Origin of the sequence: Mesorhizobium sp. B263B2A (assembly GCF_020165775.1) — a bacterium.
Taxonomy (GTDB): domain Bacteria; phylum Pseudomonadota; class Alphaproteobacteria; order Rhizobiales; family Rhizobiaceae; genus Mesorhizobium; species Mesorhizobium opportunistum.
In genome coordinates this window covers 1-23,272 of sequence record NZ_JAIUIU010000040.1, presented here as the reverse complement: position 1 = coordinate 23,272, position 23,272 = coordinate 1, and the positions used below count along the sequence as shown (strand labels likewise).

At 62.5% G+C, this 23,272-nt stretch carries 22 protein-coding genes and 1 pseudogene; 13 read left to right on the top strand and 10 right to left on the bottom strand.

What is annotated here, in order from left to right; genetic code table 11:
* The first annotated feature begins 374 nt into the window (after positions 1-374).
* From tauA to LB568_RS31725, 4 genes and pseudogenes are all read left to right on the top strand, one after another.
* A pseudogene (tauA, locus tag LB568_RS31740) lies at positions 375-1,387 on the top strand (taurine ABC transporter substrate-binding protein).
* A 156-nt stretch (positions 1,388-1,543) separates the two neighbouring features.
* Positions 1,544-2,335 (top strand): taurine ABC transporter ATP-binding protein, encoded by a 792-nt coding sequence (locus LB568_RS31735; protein ID WP_224732248.1) that lies wholly within the window; start codon positions 1,544-1,546, stop codon positions 2,333-2,335.
* Positions 2,332-3,192, top strand: a complete 861-nt coding sequence (locus LB568_RS31730; RefSeq protein ID WP_224732247.1) for an ABC transporter permease subunit — start codon at positions 2,332-2,334, stop codon at positions 3,190-3,192. The genes LB568_RS31735 and LB568_RS31730 overlap by 4 nt, the downstream gene beginning before the upstream one ends.
* A gap of 20 nt (positions 3,193-3,212) precedes the next feature.
* Entirely contained in the window at positions 3,213-3,401 is a 189-nt protein-coding gene (locus tag LB568_RS31725) for a hypothetical protein (RefSeq protein ID WP_224732246.1), read from the top strand.
* A 233-nt stretch (positions 3,402-3,634) separates the two neighbouring features.
* On the opposite strand, the gene LB568_RS31720 is transcribed toward LB568_RS31725, so the two are convergent.
* Positions 3,635-3,832 (bottom strand): hypothetical protein, encoded by a 198-nt coding sequence (locus LB568_RS31720; protein ID WP_181176821.1) that lies wholly within the window; start codon positions 3,830-3,832, stop codon positions 3,635-3,637.
* A 309-nt stretch (positions 3,833-4,141) separates the two neighbouring features.
* Between LB568_RS31720 and LB568_RS31715 the strand changes: the two genes are divergently transcribed.
* The 4 genes from LB568_RS31715 to LB568_RS31700 all read left to right on the top strand — a co-directional run bounded on the left by LB568_RS31715 (position 4,142) and on the right by LB568_RS31700 (position 7,273).
* Positions 4,142-4,507 carry a septal ring lytic transglycosylase RlpA family protein gene (locus LB568_RS31715; RefSeq protein ID WP_023769300.1) on the top strand — a complete coding sequence of 122 codons (366 nt, stop codon included), beginning with the start codon at positions 4,142-4,144 and terminating at the stop codon, positions 4,505-4,507.
* A 229-nt stretch (positions 4,508-4,736) separates the two neighbouring features.
* Complete coding sequence (locus tag LB568_RS31710) at positions 4,737-6,014, top strand: polyhydroxyalkanoate depolymerase (RefSeq protein ID WP_224732245.1); 1,278 nt, start codon at positions 4,737-4,739, stop codon at positions 6,012-6,014.
* A gap of 245 nt (positions 6,015-6,259) precedes the next feature.
* Complete coding sequence (locus tag LB568_RS31705; protein ID WP_013892103.1) at positions 6,260-6,880, top strand: transglutaminase-like cysteine peptidase; 621 nt, start codon at positions 6,260-6,262, stop codon at positions 6,878-6,880.
* 150 nt (positions 6,881-7,030) lie between these two features.
* Positions 7,031-7,273, top strand: coding sequence for a hypothetical protein (locus LB568_RS31700; RefSeq protein ID WP_013892102.1), 243 nt, complete (start codon positions 7,031-7,033; stop codon positions 7,271-7,273).
* A gap of 90 nt (positions 7,274-7,363) precedes the next feature.
* Here the strand turns inward: LB568_RS31700 and LB568_RS31695 are convergent, their stop codons facing one another.
* Genes LB568_RS31695 through LB568_RS31680 form a run of 4 tightly spaced genes read right to left on the bottom strand, consistent with a single transcriptional unit; the run spans position 7,364 to position 10,129 of the window.
* Entirely contained in the window at positions 7,364-7,732 is a 369-nt protein-coding gene (locus LB568_RS31695; RefSeq protein WP_013892101.1) for a helix-turn-helix domain-containing protein, read from the bottom strand.
* A 25-nt stretch (positions 7,733-7,757) separates the two neighbouring features.
* Positions 7,758-8,288 carry a Smr/MutS family protein gene (locus tag LB568_RS31690; protein WP_013892100.1) on the bottom strand — a complete coding sequence of 177 codons (531 nt, stop codon included), beginning with the start codon at positions 8,286-8,288 and terminating at the stop codon, positions 7,758-7,760.
* A complete protein-coding gene (locus LB568_RS31685; protein WP_224732244.1) occupies positions 8,288-9,394 on the bottom strand; it encodes a murein transglycosylase A in 1,107 nt (368 codons plus the stop codon). The genes LB568_RS31690 and LB568_RS31685 overlap by 1 nt, the downstream gene beginning before the upstream one ends.
* A 24-nt stretch (positions 9,395-9,418) precedes the next feature.
* A complete protein-coding gene (locus tag LB568_RS31680) occupies positions 9,419-10,129 on the bottom strand; it encodes a Tim44/TimA family putative adaptor protein (RefSeq protein WP_013892098.1) in 711 nt (236 codons plus the stop codon).
* A gap of 216 nt (positions 10,130-10,345) precedes the next feature.
* Here LB568_RS31680 and LB568_RS31675 point away from each other — a divergent pair, with 216 nt between their 5' ends.
* The 3 genes from LB568_RS31675 to LB568_RS31665 all read left to right on the top strand — a co-directional run bounded on the left by LB568_RS31675 (position 10,346) and on the right by LB568_RS31665 (position 13,889).
* Positions 10,346-10,846, top strand: coding sequence for an FxsA family protein (locus LB568_RS31675; protein WP_224732243.1), 501 nt, complete (start codon positions 10,346-10,348; stop codon positions 10,844-10,846).
* A 385-nt stretch (positions 10,847-11,231) separates the two neighbouring features.
* Positions 11,232-11,738, top strand: a complete 507-nt coding sequence (gene secB / locus LB568_RS31670) for a protein-export chaperone SecB (RefSeq protein WP_013892096.1) — start codon at positions 11,232-11,234, stop codon at positions 11,736-11,738.
* A gap of 510 nt (positions 11,739-12,248) precedes the next feature.
* Complete coding sequence (locus LB568_RS31665) at positions 12,249-13,889, top strand: ABC transporter substrate-binding protein (protein WP_224732242.1); 1,641 nt, start codon at positions 12,249-12,251, stop codon at positions 13,887-13,889.
* A gap of 98 nt (positions 13,890-13,987) precedes the next feature.
* On the opposite strand, the gene LB568_RS31660 is transcribed toward LB568_RS31665, so the two are convergent.
* The 5 genes from LB568_RS31660 to lepA form a co-directional block, all read right to left on the bottom strand.
* Positions 13,988-15,832 (bottom strand): C1 family peptidase, encoded by a 1,845-nt coding sequence (locus tag LB568_RS31660; RefSeq protein WP_224732241.1) that lies wholly within the window; start codon positions 15,830-15,832, stop codon positions 13,988-13,990.
* Between the two features lie 728 nt (positions 15,833-16,560).
* A complete protein-coding gene (locus LB568_RS31655) occupies positions 16,561-17,070 on the bottom strand; it encodes a hypothetical protein (protein ID WP_224732240.1) in 510 nt (169 codons plus the stop codon).
* 31 nt (positions 17,071-17,101) lie between these two features.
* A complete protein-coding gene (locus LB568_RS31650) occupies positions 17,102-18,130 on the bottom strand; it encodes a reverse transcriptase domain-containing protein (RefSeq protein WP_224732239.1) in 1,029 nt (342 codons plus the stop codon).
* A gap of 537 nt (positions 18,131-18,667) precedes the next feature.
* The gene (locus LB568_RS31645) at positions 18,668-19,561 is read right to left on the bottom strand and encodes a hypothetical protein (protein ID WP_224732238.1); all 894 of its coding nucleotides are present in this window, start codon (positions 19,559-19,561) and stop codon (positions 18,668-18,670) included.
* Positions 19,562-19,608: 47 nt separating this feature from the next.
* Positions 19,609-21,414: a translation elongation factor 4 gene (gene lepA / locus LB568_RS31640; protein ID WP_023769284.1), complete on the bottom strand. Its 1,806-nt coding sequence runs from the start codon at positions 21,412-21,414 to the stop codon at positions 19,609-19,611.
* A gap of 209 nt (positions 21,415-21,623) precedes the next feature.
* Between lepA and LB568_RS31635 the strand changes: the two genes are divergently transcribed.
* Together LB568_RS31635 and LB568_RS31630 are read left to right on the top strand one after the other, a co-directional pair.
* A complete protein-coding gene (locus tag LB568_RS31635; protein WP_224732237.1) occupies positions 21,624-22,688 on the top strand; it encodes a TadE/TadG family type IV pilus assembly protein in 1,065 nt (354 codons plus the stop codon).
* A gap of 31 nt (positions 22,689-22,719) precedes the next feature.
* The gene (locus tag LB568_RS31630; protein ID WP_224732236.1) at positions 22,720-23,154 is read left to right on the top strand and encodes an endonuclease domain-containing protein; all 435 of its coding nucleotides are present in this window, start codon (positions 22,720-22,722) and stop codon (positions 23,152-23,154) included.
* The last annotated feature ends 118 nt before the right edge of the window (positions 23,155-23,272 follow it).

Here is a 23,272-nt window from a genome sequence, read left to right as displayed (position 1 = left end):
TATCGGCATCATCTACCCTTTTTCTTTACGGACACCACGTCCAAGCTAACTGAAGTTCAATGACTTCCGCTAGCGCTGCCAGGCGGGAAACCAACGTTCCGCCATTGGCGGTAGGCCACCACAAAAGGGATTTCGCGTCGTCCACCGTTCGGTGGACAGCGGCGGCTCAAGTTCGATGATTTCGCTGCCCGAGGCAGCGCCGCGATGTGACGACGGGCGCGCCACAGCCTCCCTTTCCGCTTCGGCACCGCGCCACCGGTAGCTTTTTTCCAACAAATCCGCCTTTGTTGGAAGGATTTAACTCTACAAGAACGATAGAATTAGCTGACTATCATGGGGCAATCCGGTTTTCTCGTGTTTCATGGAGCCCTTTGATGTCCACCATTTCGCGACGCATCCTTCTCCTGTCGTCGGCGGCTCTTGCCGGCGCCGCCTTCCTCGGTCCGGCCATGGCGCAGGATCTCAAGATCACCATCGGCTACCAGACGGTGGTCGAGCCCTCCAAGGTGCCGCAGGCCGACGGCGCCTATGAAAAGGCGACCAAGGCGGCAATAGACTGGCGCAAGTTCGATTCCGGCGCCGATGTCATCGCCGCAGTCGCATCCGGTCCGTAGACATCGGCTATGTCGGTTCGAGCCCGCTGGCGGCGGCGGCCAGCCGCGAACTGCCGATCCAGGCCATCTTCGTCGTCGGCCTGATCGGGCAATCCGAAGCGCTGGTCGCCCGCAACGGCGCCGGCGTCGAGAAGGTTGCCGACCTCGCCGGCAAGAAGGTCGCCGTGCCGTTCGTCTCGACGACGCATTACAGCCTGCTCGCCGCGCTGAAGCATGAGAATGTCGATCCGAAATCGGTCGAGATCCTCAATCTCAGGCCGCCGGAAATCGCCGCCGCCTTCACGCGTGGCGACATCGACGCGGCCTATGTCTGGGACCCGGCGCTCGGCCAGATCAAGACGTCGGGCAAGGTCGTGGTGGACTCTTCGCAGGTCGCCGCCTGGGGCGCGCCGACCTTCGACGCCTGGATCGTGCGCACCGACTTCGCCGAGAAGAACCCGGAAGCGGTGCGCGGCTTCGTCAAGGTGACCGGTGCTTCCTATGCCGAGTACCTCGCCAAGCCGGAAACCTGGTCGGCGTCGTCGCCGCAGGCCGAAAAGATCGCCAAGCTCACCGGCGCCAAGCTGGAAGAAGTGCCGGAACTCCTGAAGGGCTATGTCTTCCCGACATTGGAAGAGCAGGCCTCCGACAAGTTCCTCGGCGGCGGCACCGTCAAGGCGATCGCGGCGGCGTCCGCCTTCCTTAAGGAGCAGGGCAAGGTCGACGCCGTGCTGCCGGACTATTCGAAATACGTGACATCGAAATACATCACCGAGGCGCAGGCCTCGAACTGAGTCCAGGTGCTGCTGCGTCCGTGCATCTCCTGACGGACATGCGGCACTCGAACGGCACGCGCGCTCCTTCCCTGGCGCCGCGTGCTGCCCGCCCCGGGTCCGCTGACGAGGAGCGGTTTCGGGGCAGGCGGATTTCCTTCAAATCGGCGAGGCACCATGCCGCATCTCGTGCTCGACCCCCATCTCGTACTGGACAAGGTCTCGGTCCACTATGACGGCCAGCCGGCACCGGCCGTGGAGCGGGTGTCGATCGACGTCGCCAAGGGCGACTTCGTCGTCCTCGTCGGCCGTTCCGGCTGCGGCAAGACCTCGCTGCTGAATGTCGCGGCCGGCCTGGTCGCGCCGGCGCGCGGCACGGCCACGATCGCTGGCCGTCCGATCACGGCACCCGGTTCGGACCGGGCGGTGGTGTTCCAGAACGATGCGCTGTTCCCGTGGCTGACCGCGCGCGAGAATGTCGCCTTCGCCCTCAGGCTGCGTGGCGTGCAGCCGGCGGAGCGGGCACGGCGCGCCGATGAGCTTCTGGCGCTGGTGAAGCTCGACGGTGCCGGCGACAAGCGCATCTGGGAGCTTTCCGGCGGCATGCGCCAGCGTGTCGGCCTCGCCCGGGCGCTCGCCGCCGAACCCGAATTCCTGCTGCTCGACGAGCCGCTCGGCGCGCTCGATGCGCTGACGCGCGAACGCATGCAGACGACGCTGCTCGATCTCTGGACGGCAAGCGCTGTCGGCGTGCTGATGGTGACGCACGGCATCGAGGAGGCACTGGTGCTCGCCACCCGCATCGTCGTGCTGGCGCCCGGACCGGGCCGCGTGGTGCGGACCTTCGAGCCCGGCTTCTCCAGGCGCCACGCGTCGGGCGAGGCCATCCGCGCCATCAAGGCCGATCCGGCCTTTGCCGCGGCGCGCGGCGAACTGACCGACGCCATCTTCGAAGGAGAGACGGCATGACCATTTCCTCCTACAGCGAGCGGCCCGGCTCCCGCATCGAGGAGGCCGACGGCCTGTTGGTGCCGTGGTCCAGGCCGAGCCCGAAGCGGACGGGCGTCTCGGCCCGCATCGTCAGCGCGGTCACCATCCTGGCGGTGCTGGCTCTATGGGCGCTGTCGGCCCGGCTGCAACTGGTGTCGCCGGTGTTCCTGCCCTCGCCGCTCGCCGTGTGGAACAAGTTCATCGTCGTTATCCGAGACGGCTTCGTCGACGCGACGCTCGCCCAGCATGCCGTCGCCAGCCTTGGCCGGGTGTTTGCCGCGCTGATCGCGGCCATCCTCGTCGGCGTGCCGGTTGGCCTCGCCATCGGCATCAGCACGGTCGGACGCGGCATCTTCGATCCGCTGCTGGAATTCCTGCGGCCGATCCCGCCGCTCGCCTACCTGCCGCTGGTCATCATCTGGTTCGGCATCGGCGAGCCGTCGAAGATCCTGGTGATCGCCATCGCCATGCTGGCGCCGGTGGCGTTGTCGACCGCCTCCGGCGTTCGCGGCGTCTCGCAGGAGCGCATCAACGCGGCGCGTTCATTGGGTGCCACGCGTGCGCAAGTCGTCCGCCACGTCATCCTGCCCAGCGCGCTGCCCTCGATCCTGACCGGCCTGCGCATCGCGCTCGGCGCCGGCTGGTCGACGCTGGTCGCGGCCGAACTGGTGGCGGCGACGCGCGGGCTTGGCTTCATGATCCAGTCGGCGGCCCAGTTCCTGGTCACCGACGTGGTGGTGATGGGCATACTGGTGATCGCGGCCATCGCCTTCGTGCTCGAATTCGCCATCCGCAGGATCGAGCGCGTGTTCGTCCCGTGGGCGGGACGCGAATGAAAAGGGAAAGGAGAACGACGATGACCCATTCCACCGCCATGCTGTTCGCCCATTTCCGCGCCTGGCTGCTGGGCCTTGCGTCCAACGACGAGGAGGCCAGGCAAGGCGCCCCCCGCTCGCCGGCGCCGGTCCGGCTCCAGCCCGGGCGCGACCGCTTGCCGCCACGCGACGAAAGTTTCTACTGGGCCTGGCAATATTGGTCGCAGTGAGAGAGCAGGATGCGCTGACCGGCTGTTCGGTTAGGTCCGTCTTGCAGCGGCTGCGCGACTGGCGAGCGGCTTCCCCCACTCCGTCTCGGCTTCGCCGAGCCACCTCTCCCCCCTCCGGAGGGAGAGGAAAGGAGCCAGCCTGCGTAAGCTCGCGCCTTTCCTCTCCCCCGTCGATCGGGGGAGAGATGTCGAGCGCAGCTCGACGGAGCGGGGGTCGACCCTTTCGTCGCAACTCACCCCTGCCGGTTTGCCCATACCAGCCCGCCCAGGCCGACCAGCATGGCGGCGATGCCGATATAGAGCCATTGCGACTGGCCGGTCATGAAACTGCCGCCGACCATGCCGATGCCTTGCAGCGACCACAGCGCGCCGATGGCCAGCACGATCAAGGCCAGCAGATTTTTGGCCAGCAGATTTTTGGTCGGTCTCATTGACGGATCTCGCTTTCCCAGTCGATCGCTCGTGGCGCCGTGACCACGATGAAAGAGCCAAAGGAAGTGGCTCAATCCTGACGATTTCTACTTGGAGATTAATCCCGGATATTGTCAAACGGATCTCGCATAGCAGCGAAAAGATCATCGCGAATTGATCAAATCTCGCCAAGAAATCCCTGACAGACTGTTACCCGGCGACTCCAAACGTGTGCTCTTGCCATGGAACTGCCAGATGACTGCCGCATTTCCTGCCTTATTTCGCACCTAACGGCTGGGGTCTGTCAAAAACGGAGCCTTCCCCCAAATATGAAGAACACAAAACAGACCGCGCTTGTCGCGGTAACGATCGCTGCTGGCCTCATGGTCGGCGCTTCCGCAACCTCGGCGACCGCTGCCGCTCAGTGTGGCCGTGCCTCGTGGTATGCCCTGCACTCCAGGACCGCATCGGGCGAGCGTATGAACCCATCGGCGCTGACCGCGGCCCACCGCACACTGCCTTTCGGCACCAAGCTGCGGGTGACCAACAAGAACAACGGCCGCAGCGTGGTCGTGCGCATCAACGATCGCGGCCCGTTCATCAAGGGACGCGTGCTCGACCTGTCGAAGGGCGCGGCCGGCCAGCTCGGCTTCATCGGCTCCGGCCACACCGCCGTCTGCATGGCACGCGTTTGAGATATCTGGGTCCGGCACAGGCCGGGCCCAGCAAGACCCGCCTTCGCAGCCGCACACTGAGCCGGCTCGCCCCGTTCAGGGCCGATTCCCAAGCCTTGGACGAAAGAAGGGCATAGATCACGCCACGTGACGTATTGCATCGCAGCAATTAGTTGTTAACTTCGCCGCGAGACATTTAGGCTCGGCGCGGCTCGTCGTCCCTTCGGTCGTGGCAGCAGCGGGGTTCTCGATGTTCTACCAGCTCTATGAAATGAACCACGCCGCCCTCCAGCCCGCGCGTCTTTACGCCGACGCGGTGCGGCTGTTCTACTCCAACCCGCTCAATCCGTTTTCGCACACGCCCTGGGGCCGTTCCATCGCGGCGACCGCCGAACTGTTCGAGCGCACCACGCGCCGCTACGGCAAGCCGGTCTTCGGCCTCGACAAGACCGTGGTCGACTGGAAGAGCGTCGCGGTCGCCGAAAAGACCGTGTGGTCGAAGCCGTTCTGCAATCTCGTCCGCTTCGAGCGCGCGGTTCCCGCCGGGCGCCGGCCGGATCCGAAGCTTCTGATCGTGGCGCCGATGTCGGGCCACTACGCGACGCTGCTGCGCGGCACGGTCGAAGCCATGCTGCCCTACGCCGATGTCCACATCACCGACTGGGTCGATGCCCGCATGGTGCCGCTGGCGGACGGCAGCTTCGATCTCGACGACTATATCGACTACGTCATCGACATGCTGCACACGCTGGGTCCGGACACGCATGTGATGGCTGTGTGCCAGCCTTCCGTGCCGGTTCTGGCCGCGGTGGCGCTGATGGAGGCCAAGGGCGATCCTTTCGTGCCCTCGACCATGACCCTGATGGGCGGCCCGATCGACACCCGCCGCAACCCGACCGCGGTCAACCTGCTGGCCGAGGAAAAGGGCATCGACTGGTTCCGCGACAATGTCGTCATGCAAGCGCCCTGGCCGGTGCCGGGCTTCGGCCGCGAGGTCTATCCCGGCTTCCTGCAGCTGTCCGGCTTCATGAGCATGAACCTCGACCGCCACATCATCGCCCACAAGGACTTCTTCATGCACCTTGTGAAGCATGACGGCGACAATGCCGAGAAGCACCGCGATTTCTACGACGAATATCTGGCGGTGATGGACCTGACGGCGGAATTCTACCTGCAGACCGTCGACACCGTCTTCGTGCGCCATGCCTTGCCCAAGGGCGAGATGACGCATCGCGGCACGAGGATCGATCCGTCCGTCATCCGCAACGTCGCTTTGTTTACCGTCGAGGGCGAGAACGACGACATTTCGGGCCTTGGCCAGACCAAGGCGGCGCAGGATCTGTGCGTCAACATCCCGGCCGACAGGAAGGCGCATTACATGCAGCCGGCGGTCGGCCATTACGGCGTCTTCAACGGCTCGCGTTTCCGCTCCGAGATCGTGCCGCGCATCGTCGATTTCATCACCAGCTATGGCCGCCAGACCCGGGTAGCGGTCAAGCCGAAGCTGGTCCGCACCGCCAAGCGATAGGCAATCGCGGCAAGACCGTTGACCGGTTTTGTCTCCGCAACGACTTCAAAAGACGAAAAAAAGCGGCGACGGCCGCCGGAATCCGGACCAATAGGCGCAAAGGCCGGCCACAAGCCCGATTCTGTTGCACAATAGACGCTGTTCCTCCCCGCGGGTAACCATGCTGCAAATCAGACTGTCGTCGTAATTGACACGGACTGTAAATCGCCCTTAACTTTTCGTTAACAACAGGGTGAGCGGGGACAATGAATTCCTCAACGATGGCGCGAAGGCTGCGCGCGTGCGCGGCAGCAGCCGGGCTGGCAGTAACGGGAGGCTGGGTGGCGCCGGCTTTGGCGGCCGGAGCAATGGCGACGGGGGGTCTTACCTCGCAGCCGATCGGCCACTACGATTTCTGCAGGCTGCATCCCGGTGAATGCTCGATCCGTCCGCCCAGGCTGGCGCCCGCCGCCTTGACCGACGGCTTGATGCGCAAGCTGGTCAATGTCACCTCCAGGGTCAACGCCGCCGTCAAGCCGATGAGCGACATGGACATCTACGGCAAGGACGAGGTCTGGGCCTATCCCGACAGGGGCGTCGGCGATTGCGAGGACTATGTCTTGGAAAAGCGCCGCCAGCTCTCCCGCATGGGCGTCTCGCTGGCCAACCTCCTGATGACCGTGGTGCGCAAGCCCGACGGCGAAGGGCACGCCGTGCTGACGGTGCGCACCGACGGGGGCGACTATGTGCTCGACAATCTGACCGACAAGGTCAGGCCATGGGACCAGACCGGCTATCGCTTCCTCAAGCGGCAGGCAATCGACAACACCGGCCGCTGGGTCTCGATCCGCGGTGGCCAGCAGGTCCTGGTCGGGTCGGTGCAGTAGGTTTCGCGTCGCGGTTTTACCAGCGTTGCCTAATATCCTCGCCACGAATGCGCCAAGCATTCCTCCAAAAAATTTTCGCACCTCCATGAACCATTTCGGTCCGGCCGGCGACACACAGCCGTGAACCGAAACCAAACATGGAGACTTCAAATGACTGCTTTTCTGCGTAACACCCTCCTCGCCGCCGTCGCGCTGTCGGGCCTGGCCGGATCCGCTCTGGCTGGCCAGACCGTTCCAAGCTGTGCCAACACGCAAAACAACGACGTTTGGGCCGGCCGCTGTTGCGGCGCCGGCACATCGGAATGCCTGGGCGGCGGCAATGGTGGCCGTGACCATCAAGGCAATGGCGGCAGGGGCGGCAATGGCGGCGGCAGCACTGCCGGCAAGAATTGATCTCGCTGCAGCGCCCGCCGGCTGTCGCCGGCGGGCGCTGTTTTGCGTCGAGACGAATGCCCAGCCGCCTCGGAATCCCTGCAATCCCGGCTACGGCCGCCGGCCGAGCGCCCTGCGGATCGACGCGGTGATGTTGCGCAGCTCCGCCTCGTCGAGTTTTTCGATGTTCTCGGCCAAAAGGTTGGCGAGCTCGGTGGCGGCCGGGCTCAGGCCCGACGTGTCCAGCCTGACACGCGGATGCGAGGCCTCGGCCAGCCGCGCCAGCTCCTCGGCATCGTCCCAGATGATGTTGAAATAGCCGATGATCTTCTGGATCAGCGTCCAGGTCGGCGCGCCGCGCCGGCCATGCTCGAGCGCCGACAGATAGGCCGCACTGACGCCGATCGCCGCCGCCATGTCCTTCTGGCTGACGCCGCGCTCGCTTCGGAGCGCCCGCAGCTTCTCGCCGAACGGGGTCATGCGCCCGGCCCCGTGGCTTCGGGCCTCACGAGCGCACCCGCCGCAGCCTGATATAGAGCGCGCCCGAACCGCCATGGTTGCGGGCCGCATGGTCGTGGCTGGAGACCAGCGGCCGGAATGCCGGCGTCGACAGCCAGGCCGGCACCGCGCGCCGCAGCACGCCGTCGCCGCCTGAGGACGACCCCTTGCCGGTGATGACCAGCACATAGCGGATGCCGCCGGCATGTGCCCGGTGCAGGAACGAGAACAGCAGCGAATAGGCCTCGTCCTGCGTCATGCCATGCAGGTCGACGCGGCCCTCGATAGGCAGCCGGCCCTTCGACAGTTTGTCCAGCGTCGGGTCGTCGAGGCGGTGCGTGACATGCTGTGCCTTCGGCTTTGCGGAACCGGCGGCATTGGTGGCGGGCTGGGCCGGTTGCGACGGCGTCGGCCTGGCTTCCAGCGCAATGTCTGGGATGTCGACGGCGGTTCTGCCCTTCAGCGGCTTGGCGGAGCGCGCCACCAGGTTCCACAGCACTCGGTCGTCCTCGCTCAGCCTATCTGGGCGCCTACTCATCACGCGCCCCCGATCAGCGGGCGCGGCACCAGCGCAAAAAAGTCGGCGGCGTTGCGCACCACGCCGGCGATCTCGCCGGCGGCATCACCCGAGCCGGCGAACAGATCACCGCGCGCCGGCCCGGTGATGGCCGAGCCGGTGTCCTGCGCGATCATCAACCGCCGGAACGGTTTTGCGTCGAAGGCGGTGAGCGTCGGCGCGTCGATGTAAAAGGGCGTGCCGAATGTGTGCAGCAGCCGGTCGACGGCGATCGAGCGGCCGGGCGTCAGCGGCACCTTGGCGGCGGCGATCGGGCCAAGGCCTGCGTCATCCACATCGGCCTCGCGGAAGAAGATATAGGAGCGGTTCTGCCACAGGATCTCGTCGACGCGGTCCGGATGCGCCTTGAACCAGGCGCGGATCGACTGCATCGTCACCTCGGCGAGCGGAATTTCGCCGAGCTCGCTCAGGATCTTGCCAGGCCCGGTGAAGCGCTGGCCGGATTTGGCGGCATAGGTGACGCGGCAGAGCCGGCCGTCGGTCATGGCAAGCCGCGCCGCCCCTTGCACATGGATGAAGAAGGCATCGACCTTGTCGGCGAGCCAGGCGATCTCCAGTCCTTGGCCGGCGAGCGCACCGCGCTCGATGGCGCCACGGTCGAAATATTCAGCCAGCCCGCCCGGGAGCCCGCGAGCGAAGGCCAGATAAGTATCCATCCCGTCAGGCCGGTTGGCGTCGTCGACATCGACGAGATCGGCCGGCCGCGACATGAGCGGCACGGAAAAGCGCTGCGTCCGCACCGGCGACGCCTCGACCTGCGGCTCGTAGAAGCCGGTGACGAGGCCGGTCTCGGCCCGCACCAGCATGGGCACGAAATGACGTTCGAAGAACGTGCGGGCGAAGAACGCGCGGGCCTGCGCCCCGTTCAGGGAAGAGACGCCGCGCGCCTCGGCATAGGCCTCCGCGAAAGCGCCGAAATCGACGCCGAGCGCACCGCTGCGATAGGGCTTGGACAGGACGTGGAAGGCGGAACGGCGAAAGGCCTCGAAGGCCGATGGATGGTCGTCGTCGCCCCAGCCGGGGAGATCGTCAAAAGACTTGGCCACGAAGGAGGGCGATAGCGACACCGGAGCCCCCGCCTTTATCTGGGCTCAGTCTTCTTCTTCGGTGGCGACGAGCTTCCAGTTCGGATCGCGCGAGCGCGTGTCGCGGGCGAAGGTCCAGACATCCTTGACCTCGGCCACGGTTTCGGGATCGCCGTCGATGACGGTGCCGGCCTTGTCGCGCGTCGCCGAGATCAGCTCGCTGATGATGCGCAGCGTGACATGCGCCTCGCCGCCCTTCATCTCGGCCGAGACGATATCGGCCTTGTCGATGCCGACGAAGGACGACTGGATCTTCTCCGACTTGGCCTCGCGCTCGCCGATCGCGGCGACGAAGCCGTCGAAAACCTCGCGCGACAGAAGGTTCTTCAGCGTTTTGCGGTCGCCATCGGCATAGGCCATGACGATCATCTCGTAGGCCATCTTGGCGCCGTCGACGAAACCCTTGGGGTCGAAGGACGGATCATTGTCCTTGATCGTGCGCAGGCCCTTGTTGAGGTCGGTGTCCGGCTTGGCGAAGGCATCGATCGCAGCATAGGCGTCGGGTGCTGCCGGCTCGCCCGGCAGCCGCTTGCGCGGCAGCGACACGACATTCTCGGGCTTCTGGGCGGCATCCTTGTCGCCGGTGCGCGCCGCCGTATAGGGATCGAAAGGCGGCCGCTCGCTACCGGTCCGACGGCCCAGCACGTTGCGCAGCTGGAAGAAGATCACCACCGCCGCGATCAGGAAGAAAATCGTGCCGAAGTCGAAGAATCCCATATCTTCCGCCAATCAATCCCTGCCTCGTGGCCGGACCGCCCGGCCCGCAAGCCCACGGTCGCATAGCGTTCAACATTCAAAGCATATAGAACGCAAGGCGCAATCATTCAAATCAAAGGCAGGCATACCTATCTAACAGCCCTAGTGCCAGCGGCGATTGGTCGCCAGCGGGCAAAACATCGAAAACGACCAAAACCACCGAAAGATTGGCAAGACTTGCGCATTTCGCTGCTTCCCCTTTTTCTTCTCGCACTTCCGCTGCTGGAAATCGCCGGTTTCGTCATCGTCGGCCGTGAGATCGGCGCGCTGGCGACGGTCGGCCTGGTGCTGGCCTCCAGCCTCGCCGGCGTGCTTTTGCTGCGGCACCAGGGTTTCGGCGTCATGTCGCGCATCCGCACCGAGATGAACGACGGCCATGATCCCAGCCGCCAGCTCGCCCATGGCGCCATGATCGTGGTCGCCGCGATCCTCCTGATCATCCCGGGTTTCATCACCGACATCATCGGCCTGCTGCTGTTCCTGCCGCCGGTGCGCGACCTTGCCTGGAGCCGGCTCAAAGGCCGCATCGTCGTCGCCACCAATTTCTCGGCCGGCGGCTTTCGCGGACGCCAGCGCGACAAGGTCATCGACCTCGACGACGGCGACTATTCGCGCGAGGACGATTTGAAGCGCGGCCCGGATCACAATTCGCCCTGGCGGCGGCTCAAGGACGATTGAGACAGCGGCTGCAGCGTTCTGATTTGTTATGAACGGCCAGCGCCGCCCCAGCCAGGCTCCTTCCTCTCCCTCCGGAGGGGGGAGAGGTGGCTCGGCGAAGCCGAGACGGAGTGGGGGAACCACGTGGCAAGCGCCACGAACGGATTGAAAAGGGACCAAGGCGCAAGCATTGCCCGCCTTGCGCCAACGTCGTCGAGCTTCGCTCGACACCTCTCCCCCGATCGACGGGGGAGAGGAAGGGAGCCCTTCCGCAACGGCTGCGGAGGACGGGCAGCCATCGCCCGGCACCGAAGGCGGCAAACCTTGTCTTGTCATGCCGACCATGGTAGCGAACGCCCGATTTCAATTCGGTCAGCAACGCTGCCCAGGCAAAAGGAAAAGGCTCATGGCCAGCAATGATGACGCGCCGGTCGGCGCGGCCAACGGAAACGGCAACGCGGCACAGCAGCCGTCGCTCAACGTCCTGGCCCAGTATGTGAAGGACCTGTCCTTCGAAAGCCCCGGCGCGCCCAATTCGCTGCGCGGCCGCGACAAGGCGCCCGGCATCGCCATCAACGTCAACGTCAACGCCAATCCGCTCTCCGACAAGCAGTTCGACGTCAATTTGACGCTGAACGCCAAGGCTTCCTTCGACCAGGAAGTGCTGTTCAATGTCGAGCTGGTCTATGGCGGCGTCTTCGCCATTTCGGGCTTCCCGCAGGAGCACATGCTGCCGATCCTGTTCATCGAATGCCCGCGCCTTCTGTTCCCCTTCGCCCGCCAGATCATCGCCGAGGCGACCCGCAATGGCGGCTTCCCGCCGCTGATGCTCGACCCGATCGATTTCGCGCAGATGTTCCAGCAGAAGATGGCCGAGGACCAGGCCGCGGCTTCGAAGACCCAGGTCAGCTGATTTCAGCCTGAACGGATTTGCTTGAGAAACCCGGCCTCGCGCCGGGTTTTTGTTGGGCGCCTCTATGTTGCTATGCTGGCGGGCCAGCAGCCATAGGCCGCACCGTTCTGATCGAAATACAACGACCGAGCCATGGGTCGACCCCCACTCCGTCGAGCTGCGCCCCCCACCTCTCCCCCGGTCGACGGGGGAGAGGAAAGGCGCGAGCTTGCCGACCTTGGCGCCCTTCCTCTCCCTCCGGAGGGGGGAGAGGTGGCTCGGCGAAGCCGAGACGGAGTGGGGGAAGCCGCTGGTGAACGCGAAGCCGCGGACCAGACGTGACGGAATCGGCGATCGGGATTGGCTCTCACGCCACAATCACCCCCTGCGGAGCACCGCATAACTCCTGCGGATTCCAGAACACTCCCTAGCGTCACCCAGCCCTATCATTCCCACCAGCAAATGGCGCCCCCGGCGGTCGCAGCCCCCGCGTGGCGACCGGCCGGAACGCTCAACAACAGGGGAATGACCATGAAATTCATGCTGACCGACCGCAAACTGCACCCGCAAGCCGGGCTCGTCGCCGACGATTTCAGGAAGGGCGGCATCAACCGCCGTGAATATCTGGCGCTGATGGCCGGCCTCGGGGTTAGCGCCGCCGGTGCGCTGGCGCTCGGCGGTCTCGCCCCAACCCTGGCCCGCGCGGCCGAGCCCAAGAAGGGTGGCACCTTGCGCGTCGCCATGAACGTCAAGGGTTTCAAGGACCCGCGCACCTTCGACGGCGTCGAGATGTCCAACGTCGCCCGCCACTGCAATGAATATCTGGTGCGCTGGAACACCGATTTCTCGTTCGAGCCCTGGCTGCTCGAAAAGTGGGAGATGAGCGACGACGCCAGGACGCTGACGTTGCATGTGCGCAAGGGCATTTCCTGGTCGAACGGCGACGCCTTCAACGCCGACGATGTCGTCCACAACCTCACCCGCTGGTGCGAGGCCGGTGTCGCCGGCAATTCGGTCGCCGCGCGCATGGGCGCGCTGGTCGACGCCGACACCAAGAAGGCGGTCGATGGCGGCATCGAGAAGGTCGACGACTTCACCATCAAGCTCAACCTGCCCAAGCCAGACATTTCGCTGATCGCCGGCATGGCCGACTATCCGGCGCTGATCATGCACCGCTCCTATGACGGCGACGGCGATCCGATGAAGGCGCTGGCTATCACCACCGGCCCCTGCGAGCTGGTGAGCTGGGATGCCGAGACCGGCGCCGAGGTGAAGCGCAAGTCGAAGCCCTGGTGGAAGGGCGAATTCTGGCTCGACGGCATCAAATGGGTCGATTACGGCTCCGACCCCAACGCCATGCTGTCGGCGTTCGAGTCCGGCGAGATCGACACCGACCACGAGACCGCTTCCGACGCCGTCTCGCAGACCGACCAGATGGGGCTGATGAACTCCGAGATCGCCACCGGCTCCACCATCGTCGCCCGCTTCAATGTCGGGAACGCGCCCTATGAGGACGTCAAGCTGCGCCGCGCCGCCCAGCTCGCCGTCGACAATTCCGCCGTGCTGAAACTCGGCCTCGACGGCCGCGGCAAGCCCGCCGACAACCACCATGTCGGCCCCATGCACCCCGAATATGCCGATATCGGCCCCGCCAAGCGCGATGTGGAGGCGGCCAAGAAGCTGCTGGCGGAGTCCGGCAAGGCGGACCACGAATACGACCTCATCTCCGTCGATGTCGAATGGCAAAAGAGCACCGGCGACGCGATCGCCGCGCAGATGCGCGAGGCCGGGCTGAAGATCAAGCGCACCGTGCTGCCCGCCGCCACCTTCTGGAACGACTGGAGCAAATACCCCTTTTCCTGCACCGAATGGCTCGGCCGCCCGCTCGGCGTCCAGGTGCTGGCGCTCGCCTACAAGTCGGGCGCCGCCTGGAACGAAAGCGCCTACGCCAGCAAGGAGTTCGACGAGCTGCTGGACAAGGCGCTGGCCACCCCGGACGCCAAGGCGCGCAAGGAGATCATGGCCGGCATCGAAAAGAATTTGCGCGATTCAGGCATCATCATCCAACCCTACTGGCGCTCGGTCTACCGCACCTACCGCAAGGGCGTCGAAGGCTGCGAACAGCACCAGGCGCTGGAACAGCATTTCGAGAAGGTTTGGATCGAGTCCTGACACGCCCGCCGAGCTCACTTTTGGGCGACGGGCATAAGGGCCTGCGGGTTCCCATCCGCAGGTCACCAGTCATGACCGGGCATGCGAGCAAGCCCGGTCTAGCGCCGCAGGGCCACGTCCAGTTTTTGACGGTATTGGATGCGCGCCTCACGCGATTGCACCAGTGCCGGCGGCGGTGGCGGCAGCGTCGGCGGCGACACCGTGGAGCCGACGATGCGCTTCAACGTCGAACGCAGCGTGGTGTCATCATTGTCGAAATCGCCGTGATGGCGCGCGTGGCTGGCGCTTCCTGGTGATATCAGCCATTTGCGCGCCGGCTTCTTCCAGAAATCCTTGGGGATCGTGCCCGCGTCCAGCGCCCTGCCCAGAAGGGGAACACCGTTTTGCTTGTCGTGTACGCCCGGTATGCGTGGCCAGTCCTCGAGGGCATTGCTGACCAGATAGAGCAATGACTTGTGGTAGATATTGGCGCAGTCGTCGTCCTGTTCGGTGGCGTCATCCAACGTATAGAGGTCGAACGCCTCTATGACGCCCTTCTCGATCAGCGGCTTGTACACCGTATTGAACAGCTTCAGCGTGCAGGCTGGCGCCCAAAGGCTGACGCTCTTTATCTTGACGCCCGCCTTGCCCAATCTCGCCGCCAGCGGCGCGAGAAAGATGGCTCCCGCGCTATGGCCCACCAGGTGGATTTCATCGATCTTGCCCGCGAGGTCGATGAGATGGCCGGCAGCCAACCTCGCGGCCCCGTATTTCTGGCTGGAGGCCTGCTCGGCATTTTTCTTCATTTCGTCCCAAAGCGCCTTGCCGCCGAGATTTCGCGCGACGACCTCGAGCATGTCGTCGACCCGATCGAGCATGAAATCCTTGGCCTTGTCGAGGATGCCCTCGTCGCGGCGCCGTGTCATCGAGTCCTGGAGGATGTCGCGGATGGTGCTCCACACGTCGGAGCGCCAGATGAACGACAATGGATAGACCTGGGCCTTGAGCAAGGGGCCAAGGTTGTTGGCCACGGTCTGGATCGCGGAATCGATAGGAACCAGCCCGCCATGCGCATAGAGCAGGACACGCTTGGTCCGCCATGTGCTCATCGCCGCCGGCATACGCTCGGTCATCAGTGTCTTGAGCCCGTCCTCGGTCAGCCCATAAGTGTCCTTGCTATCGAGGATGCCGTCGTTCTTGGAGGTGATGATATAGGGCCGCAGATCGGCGTAGACCTGGCTTTCGTAGCTGCGCGGGGCACCGGCGCGCATCATTGCCGTGGCGACGGGCGGCCCGAGGTCGATGGGCGCCCCCAGTGCGGCCACCCAGACGTCCTTGCCGTTGGCCAGCCAGTCGGCATAGGACAGGTTCGAAAGCCCGCCTTCGCCCCAATCGGGTCCCCAGCTGTTCTGGATCCAGAAGCCGCGCAAATCATATCCCACGATGGCGAAGGCATGGCCGCCGATGGTTCCCGGCCGGAACGTGATCGCCGCATCGCCCTTGCCAACCTGCTGCCAGCCTTCGTGCACGGCCGCTGTCGCGTAGAGCACGCCGACTTCGCTGATCGCCGAGTGCATGGCGACCAGGTCCTTGTGATTGACGCGAAAATACGCACCCAACGGGCGCCGGATCGCATCCGCCGACCGCTCGGAGCTCAATTTGGGGTCCGGCACCTTCTCCTTCCACAGGGTCATGGCGCAAAGCCCATGCTTGAACCAGCCCTTCATGGCGCCGCGCGCGCTGGATCCGGCATAGTCTTCGCCGGGCCATTCATCATAGCGCTTTGCCATGGTGTAGAGCATCCAGGCGCTCACCTCGTCCGCGTTCGGGTTCTCGCCGCGGACGCGCAACAGATAGTTCGCCGCCGTGGCGAGCCCGAAGCCCGTGCAAGCCCCTTCGCTGCCCTGGTTGAGCACTGGAATGCGATGGGATCGATACGTCGCCAGGTCCGAGACCGGCGCCACGCGTATGAGTGTCGGGACAAAAATAGTGTCCCTGAAATCAACAGTATCGGGAAGTGCATCGAATGTGCGTTTCCTCGGTGCTTTGCGCGTTCCTTTAGCCACGTTCATCCCCCCTTGGTTGACTTGACCAGCCCAATGCGTGGTGCCCCAAAATGACTTCGATTTCTGGGAGAACGACATGCACCGGAAACAAAGAGCTGAGGCGCGTCGCCTGAATCCGTTCAAGCGCGGTGCGCTTTAGTAGCCCTGCGCAAGTCAGACAATCACGGAAAGCCACTTTTGGGAATACGCATGGATCGAATTCTCTAGCTCTTCTTGCCGTGGCGAATGATTTTCATGTCCACCATAGGACAAACGGCAGCCGATTCGCCGGGAAGAGCATTCCGGCTCCAGCCTGCCGGCGCCCGATCCGCTTGATTGCCGTTATTGCAATGGAGAAGCGCCGCCAGCATCGGGCTTTGCCGACTACATTTGGCCGGGGCACCGCTTGGGAAATGGCCGGCGCGATGCCGTTGTGACAATTGCCTGAGCCCCGCGCCGGCCACCCAGCGACCTTGTTCAGGTCCGCCGCCCGATTTGTGTACCGGTCCGATATTGCACGAGCAACCGAGCCGGGAACTTGGTACGGTTTCGTACCGTCGTGTCGGATTGATCTTGGGAGAGCGCTCGGCGGCGCGGGCGGTGAAGCGCGTTCTTCCCTTCCCCCCTTGTGGGGGGAGGAAGACCCCTCACCGCTCCCTCAGCAGCGTCCAGATCCACCCGACAAAAGTCAGCACCAGGAACGGATAGCCGGCGGCGGGCAGCGGCGCCGAGGTCGGCAGCAGGGGCGCGCCCCAGAGGATCATGCAAGCCGAGACGACGAACAGCACGGCGGCCACAAGCGCGGTGAGCCGCATCCACAGGGCAAATGTCCTGGGCGCGCTGACCATGACCAGTGCCGCCGCCCAAAGCGAGATGCCGCCGACGTAGGAGGGCACGCTAGCCTGCAAGCCGGCCGCATTGCCGGCCATCAGCAGCGTCTCGCCGGCAAGGAAGGTCAGGAACCCTGCGGCCACGCAGTCATTGCCAAGACGCTGGTATTTCATCGTCAGCAGCGCGGTCGCCACCACCAGCGCCGCGCCGTCGATCGTCCAGAGTGTTTCGCGCAGCGGGGCGCTGGCGACGAAGGTGCCGGCGAGGCCGAAGGCGCCGCCGATAGCTAGGCCGAGAGAGGCGACGGTGTCTGAGGTGGTGCGCATGCGATGTCTCCCCAAACAACTGCCAACTGCGCTAAGTCCCCGTAGTCTGCGATTCCCCCTTTGCCAAGGAAATCATTTCATTGAGGGCCACGCGAATTCTTTTGTTATCGGGGTCAATGTGGCTCCAGAAATGCAACTTTCCCACCAACCTGTCGAGAACGAACGGGTCGCCATCTTCAACCATCGCCGAATTGACGCCGATTTTCCGTATTCTTGCCAGTCTTCGTTTCACATCCTTTCGGAATGCCCGAGTGGGTAGCATCCTCCCGGACCCAATCGATATGCCAGTTACGATCCTCCTACCTGCCGACGTTGCCAACTTTGTCTTTTTATCATTTATTGCGAACCCGTTCGACTCAATAAGTTCGCGCAACGTCGCTATAATTTCCTTCGAGATGTGACGCCCGGAAATGCATATATCGTCAGAATATCGACTGTATATCAGCTCATTTTTGGCGCAGATCGACCCTATCGCCTGATCGATGTGGTAGAATATGATATTGCTTATTGATGGGCTAGTAGCGGCTCCCTGTGGTGCAAAATCACCCAATGTACAAATTTTCGCAAGGTCAAAACTTAAATTTCTTGAATATCCTGCAGCTCGGAATATCCCCAACACCATGCTCAGTGTGATTGAGCCAAAGAAATTTTGTAGGTCCATCTTAAGCAAGACGCGCCCGGATCTATGATTCTGCGCGTGGCTAACAATTGACCTTCCATTAACATACGCGTGCGCAAATTCACTCACCGCAAATTTCTCAAGTATTTGGTGATTTATCCAGCGTTGGATAGACAGCAATGCTGGGAGAGGAGCACATATCTCGCGCGTTCCTCCTGTCTTCTTCGGAATTATAAATATTCGATAATGGATATTCGTCGCGTAAACGCACGACAATACGAAGGACAGATCGATTTCCGTGAGGATAGCTAGGTGCTTCAGTTCGAATATAACCGGCACACCGTTCTCGGTGAGCCTCTGCGCGTAGCTCTCATAAGCATCAATCCATCTAACCGGAACCCCTCGCTCTCGGAGCGCCCCCGCTAATGTCTCATCAGTCATTTAAGAACGCCTGACCGCCTCGATTACTATTCATCATTATACATATTTGTATTTCATCCATGCGCGTTAGCGACATGGCAATGAGCCTGTTAGGGCTCATTAGCGATGGGCGTTAGCCCTCGCAGAGATGATAAAGACACCTTTAGTCCCGAGGCGTAACACCTCATCGTCCTAACCGGGGCGGCCAGGAGACCTGTATAGGATGCTATTTGCTCATCTTCAAGAGCGAACGGTCCACTAGGCTGTAGACGGGTAGATGTTGGACACCGGCATCCTCTTTTGGCCGAGCCCAGTAATCTGGTACTACCTTCCAACCCTTGTTAGAGAACAGAGCAAAGCGCTTCTCAAACATCTTCGAAAGTCCAGAGTCAGTAATAACGATGCGGCTACCTTCCAAGTTACATATGCCAAGTCCGTGCAAATCGCCAAACGCATCTTGAACCTGAAATGGAGTTAATCTGTATTTCACGTGCAACGAATACGAATCACAGACGCCCTTCTTAAGGAGCTCGAGCGCAACGATTTTCAAGTGCGGTGTCATGCAGGCGTTAATACAGTTTGTCTTTCACTGCCATCTGATAGCCACGGCCAGTGAAATATTGGGAATACGTTATTGGGCGTTGAACTGCTGTGATTCTTAAAAAGCGCTTCCGCTTGCCTATAACCAAGCGAGTATAGCTTTCGAGGTCTCCCATTTAGGAAGCCGGTCTTCGCGAGCTTGGTTTCGATTTCCTTCATCTCCGATATAAGCTTCTTTCTCTGTGTAAAACTATTGAAGTCAGAAATACCTCGTTTCATCCACCTTGCCGCCTCAAAATCAGCGACAAGGGGTGAAACTCGCGATTTTGAACGACCCATAGCTGTATAGGAGAAGATAAACAAAGTCGATTCTATTTTATGCTTGTCGAGATGCTCTCTTAGCGATTTAACTACGCTAATAGCCTGATCGCCACTGCCTACGAACTCATCGACCAAAACAATCTTTTGAGCGTTATGAGCATGTGCGGCGCGAAAAGCAGAGTTATAATCGTCTAAACGCACTTTTCCCGGCTTTTTCATCTCATTTGATATACGGTGCAGCACTGCTTGAGAGCTATCGGCTCTTATATCGTTGTGCAATGGCGCAATTACTGTGTCAGCAGTACTTAATGCCCAAATAGGAATGCAATGAGAAAAGAAATAGTCCACACAGTTTGAAATATCCTGCTCGTAAAAATACACAAATCGGTCCAAAAGGTCAAAAATCAACTCCTTTTGGGCTCCGCTCTCACAAAGGCTTATCAGCTCGAATATGGCATCATGCGCCTCACGAAGCCATGGCTTCGCATAGAAAGCTCCTACTCTCGCGAACTCATCTTGCGAAAGTATAATGTCCGTCTTCCTTAACTCTCGCATCGCCCGCCTGGCATAATTCTCCCGCTGTCTCTTCAAGACAGGCTGTCACCCGCAGCAAGATCATAGATGCGAGAGAGATTTTCTCAATCCCCCATCTTCAGCGCCTGGATAAACGCCTCCTGCGGGATATCGACCTTCCCAAACTGCCGCATCCGCTTCTTGCCTTCTTTCTGCTTGTCCAGCAGCTTGCGTTTGCGCGAGACGTCGCCGCCGTAGCATTTGGCGGTCACGTCCTTGCGCAGGGCGGAAATGGTTTCGCGGGCGATGACCTTGCCGCCGATGGCGGCCTGGATCGGGATCTTGAACAGATGGTGCGGGATCAGCTCCTTGAGCTTCTCGACCATCTGCCGGCCGCGCTTTTCCGCCGCCGTGCGGTGCACCAGCATGGAGAGCGCGTCGACAGGCTCCTCATTGACCAGGATCGACATCTTCACCAGATCGCCCTCACGATAGTCGGTCAGGTGATAGTCGAACGAGGCGTAGCCCTTGGAGATCGATTTCAGGCGATCGTAGAAATCGAAGACGACTTCGTTGAGCGGCAGATCGTAGGTCAGCATGGCGCGCTTGCCGACATAGGAGAGGTCGGCCTGGATGCCGCGCCGGTCCTGGCAAAGCTTCAATATGCCGCCGAGATAGTCGTCGGGGGTCAGGATCGTGGCGCGGATCCATGGCTCTTCGATGGCCGAGATCTTCACAACGTCGGGCATGTCGGCCGGGTTGTGCAGCTCCTTCATCGAGCCGTCATTGAGGAGCAGCCGGTAGACGACCGAGGGCGCCGTGGCGATCAGGTCGAGGTTGAACTCGCGCTCCAGCCGCTCCTGGATGATTTCGAGGTGCAACAGGCCGAGGAAGCCGCAGCGGTAGCCGAAGCCGAGCGCCGCACTGGTTTCCATTTCGTAGGAGAAGGACGCATCGTTGAGGCGCAGTTTGCCGACGGCGGCGCGCAGATCCTCGAAATCGGCGGCGTCGACCGGGAACAGGCCACAGAACACCACCGGCTGCGCCGGCTTGAAGCCGGGCAGGGCATGGCCGGTCTGTCGCTTGTCCTCGGTGATGGTGTCGCCGACGCGGGTGTCGGCCACTTCCTTGATCGAGCCGGTGAAGAAGCCGAACTCGCCGGGGCCAAGCTCGTCGACATTGATGCGGGCGGGCGTGAACACGCCGGTGCGCTCGACCAGATATTTGGCGCCGGTGCCCATCATGCGGATGGTCTGGCCCTTCTTCAACACGCCGTCGATGATGCGCACCAGAACGATGACGCCGAGATAGGCGTCGTACCAGCTGTCGACCAGCATCGCCTTCAAGGGTGCGTTAGCGTCTCCCTCGCGCGGCGGCGGCAATTGGTGGACGATGGCTTCGAGCACATCGGGAATGCCGAGGCCCGTCTTGGCCGAGATCAGCACGGCATTGGAGGCGTCGATGCCGATCACCTCCTCGACCTGCTCGCGGATGCGCTCGGGCTCGGCGGCCGGCAAATCGACCTTGTTCAGCACAACGACGATCTCGTGGTTGTTGTCGATCGCCTGGTAGACATTGGCGAGCGTCTGCGCCTCGACGCCCTGTGAGGCGTCGACGACGAGCAGCGAGCCCTCGCAGGCGGCGAGCGACCTCGACACTTCATAGGCGAAGTCGACATGGCCGGGCGTGTCGATGAGGTTGAGGATATAATCCTCGCCATTCAAGGCGCGGTACTTCAGCCGCACCGTCTGCGCCTTGATGGTGATGCCGCGCTCGCGCTCGATATCCATCGAGTCGAGCACCTGCTCCTTCATGTCGCGCAGCTCCAGCCCGCCCGTGGACTGGATCAGGCGGTCGGCCAGCGTGGATTTGCCATGGTCGATATGGGCGACGATGGAGAAATTGCGGATGTGGTCGAGGGGCGTGCTCATGCCGCGCGCTTTAGCAGGGGCGGCCAGCGGCGGCAAGGCTTGCGGGCCAAGGGCCGCCCTGTCGATCACAAAGCGGTGAGCCGCGCCAAAAAGCCCGGAATACCGGCCCGGCGGCCAGGAATGCCTAAACTTTGATCTATCGCGTTAGACCTTGGTTTGCCGGCTGCATGGTACCTGCGCAGTCTCTAATATCCTTTGGGGGTTGCGAAATGCGCAGGGTTGCCAGCGGGTTCGCCCGTTCACGCAGCGGGTCGATGATGCCGCTGTTCTTTCTCATGCTGGTGCCGATCATATCCGCCGTCGGCTTCTCGGTCGACTATACCAGCGCGGTCCAGACCCGGTCCAACCAGCAGCAGGCGCTGGATGCGGCGCTCCTGTCGATCACAACCATGGATACCACCTCGACGCTGGCGCAGCGCCAGGCGGCGCTGCAGGATTCCTTCATCGCCAACGGCGGACAAGGCACCGCGACGCTGAACAGCTTCGTGGCTGGTACCACCACCGCCGCCGCCACCGCCCGGGCCACGGCAAGTTTTGCCATGCCGACCATTTTCATGAAAATCGCCAGGATCGACACCGTGCCGGTTGCCGTCGTGTCGGCGGTCAGCAAGCCGCCGTCGCTGGTAAACGCGACCTTCAAGGTCACCGGGGTGTCGGGCTACTGGAACAAGACGATGACGCTCTACGGCACACAATTCGGTGCGGCGGTGGCCAAGCCGCTGATGACGATCGACTACACCTATGGCAACACGAAGGACCCCAAGGGCTACGGCACCACCAACGTCAGCGTCCTCACCACCGATTCAGCGGGGAAGACCGTCACCACCTTGGTTCAGAACCAGGTCTGCACCGTCGGCAACAACCCGCCTACCGGCGTGACCCTCAGGACCGACGCGAGCGGCACGAAATATTACTGTGTCGATACGATGTACCCGGCCAATAGCGCCGGCGCGGCGGTCGATGTCAGCACGATGGGCGGCCTCTATCTGCAGATGGACGTGCCGTCGGGTAACCCGAAGAAGCTGATGTCGAACGATCCGGCGACATCCAACCGGCTCTATAACGGGGCATACGCGAACAGCCTGACCGAGACCGCGACCGGTCAGACCGTCGATATCTTCAGCATCGTGCCCTGCGGCGCGACAAGCTACCAGGCCTGGGAAGACGGCGGCAACCCGGTCCCGGCGCCGGTCAGCAACGCCGACTTCTTCTACAACGTCACCGGCAAATGCGACTTCAACAAGCGGCCCTCGGCCACGGCACTGACGCAGTAGGAGGCAGCCGATCTCCCCCTCAAGGGGGGAAATGTCGCCAAAGGCGACAGAGGGGGGGCGCTGGACGGAGCGCTGCGGCGGACTAATCTGGCCCCATGCCGCATCAACCCGTCGCCCCGCCAAGCGCAATTTTGCCCGTTCGCTCCGGCGCGACATGACGGAAGCGGAAGGCAAGCTTTGGCAGGAACTGCGCGACCGCAGGCTCGATCGGATAAAATTCCGGCGTCAGATGCCCATCGGAAAATATGTTGCCGATTTCGTTTGCCCTGAAGCCGGGCTGATCATCGAGATCGATGGCAGCCAGCACGCGGACTCGGACACTGACCGGATCCGCAAGAGAGAGCTCGAGGCGAAGGGTTTTCGCATCCTGCGCTTCTGGAACGACGATGTCCTGAGAGACATGAACGCCGTCTGCGACACGATCATCGCCTATGCGCGGGACAAGAGTTTGCAGCCTTGGCGATAGGAGCACCTTCTTCCCTTCTCCCCTTGTGGGAGAAGGTGTCGCCGAAGGCGACGGATGAGGGGTGCTCCAGCTTGGCGCCGACGTCTCACTCCGCTGGAACACCCCTCATCCGTCTCGG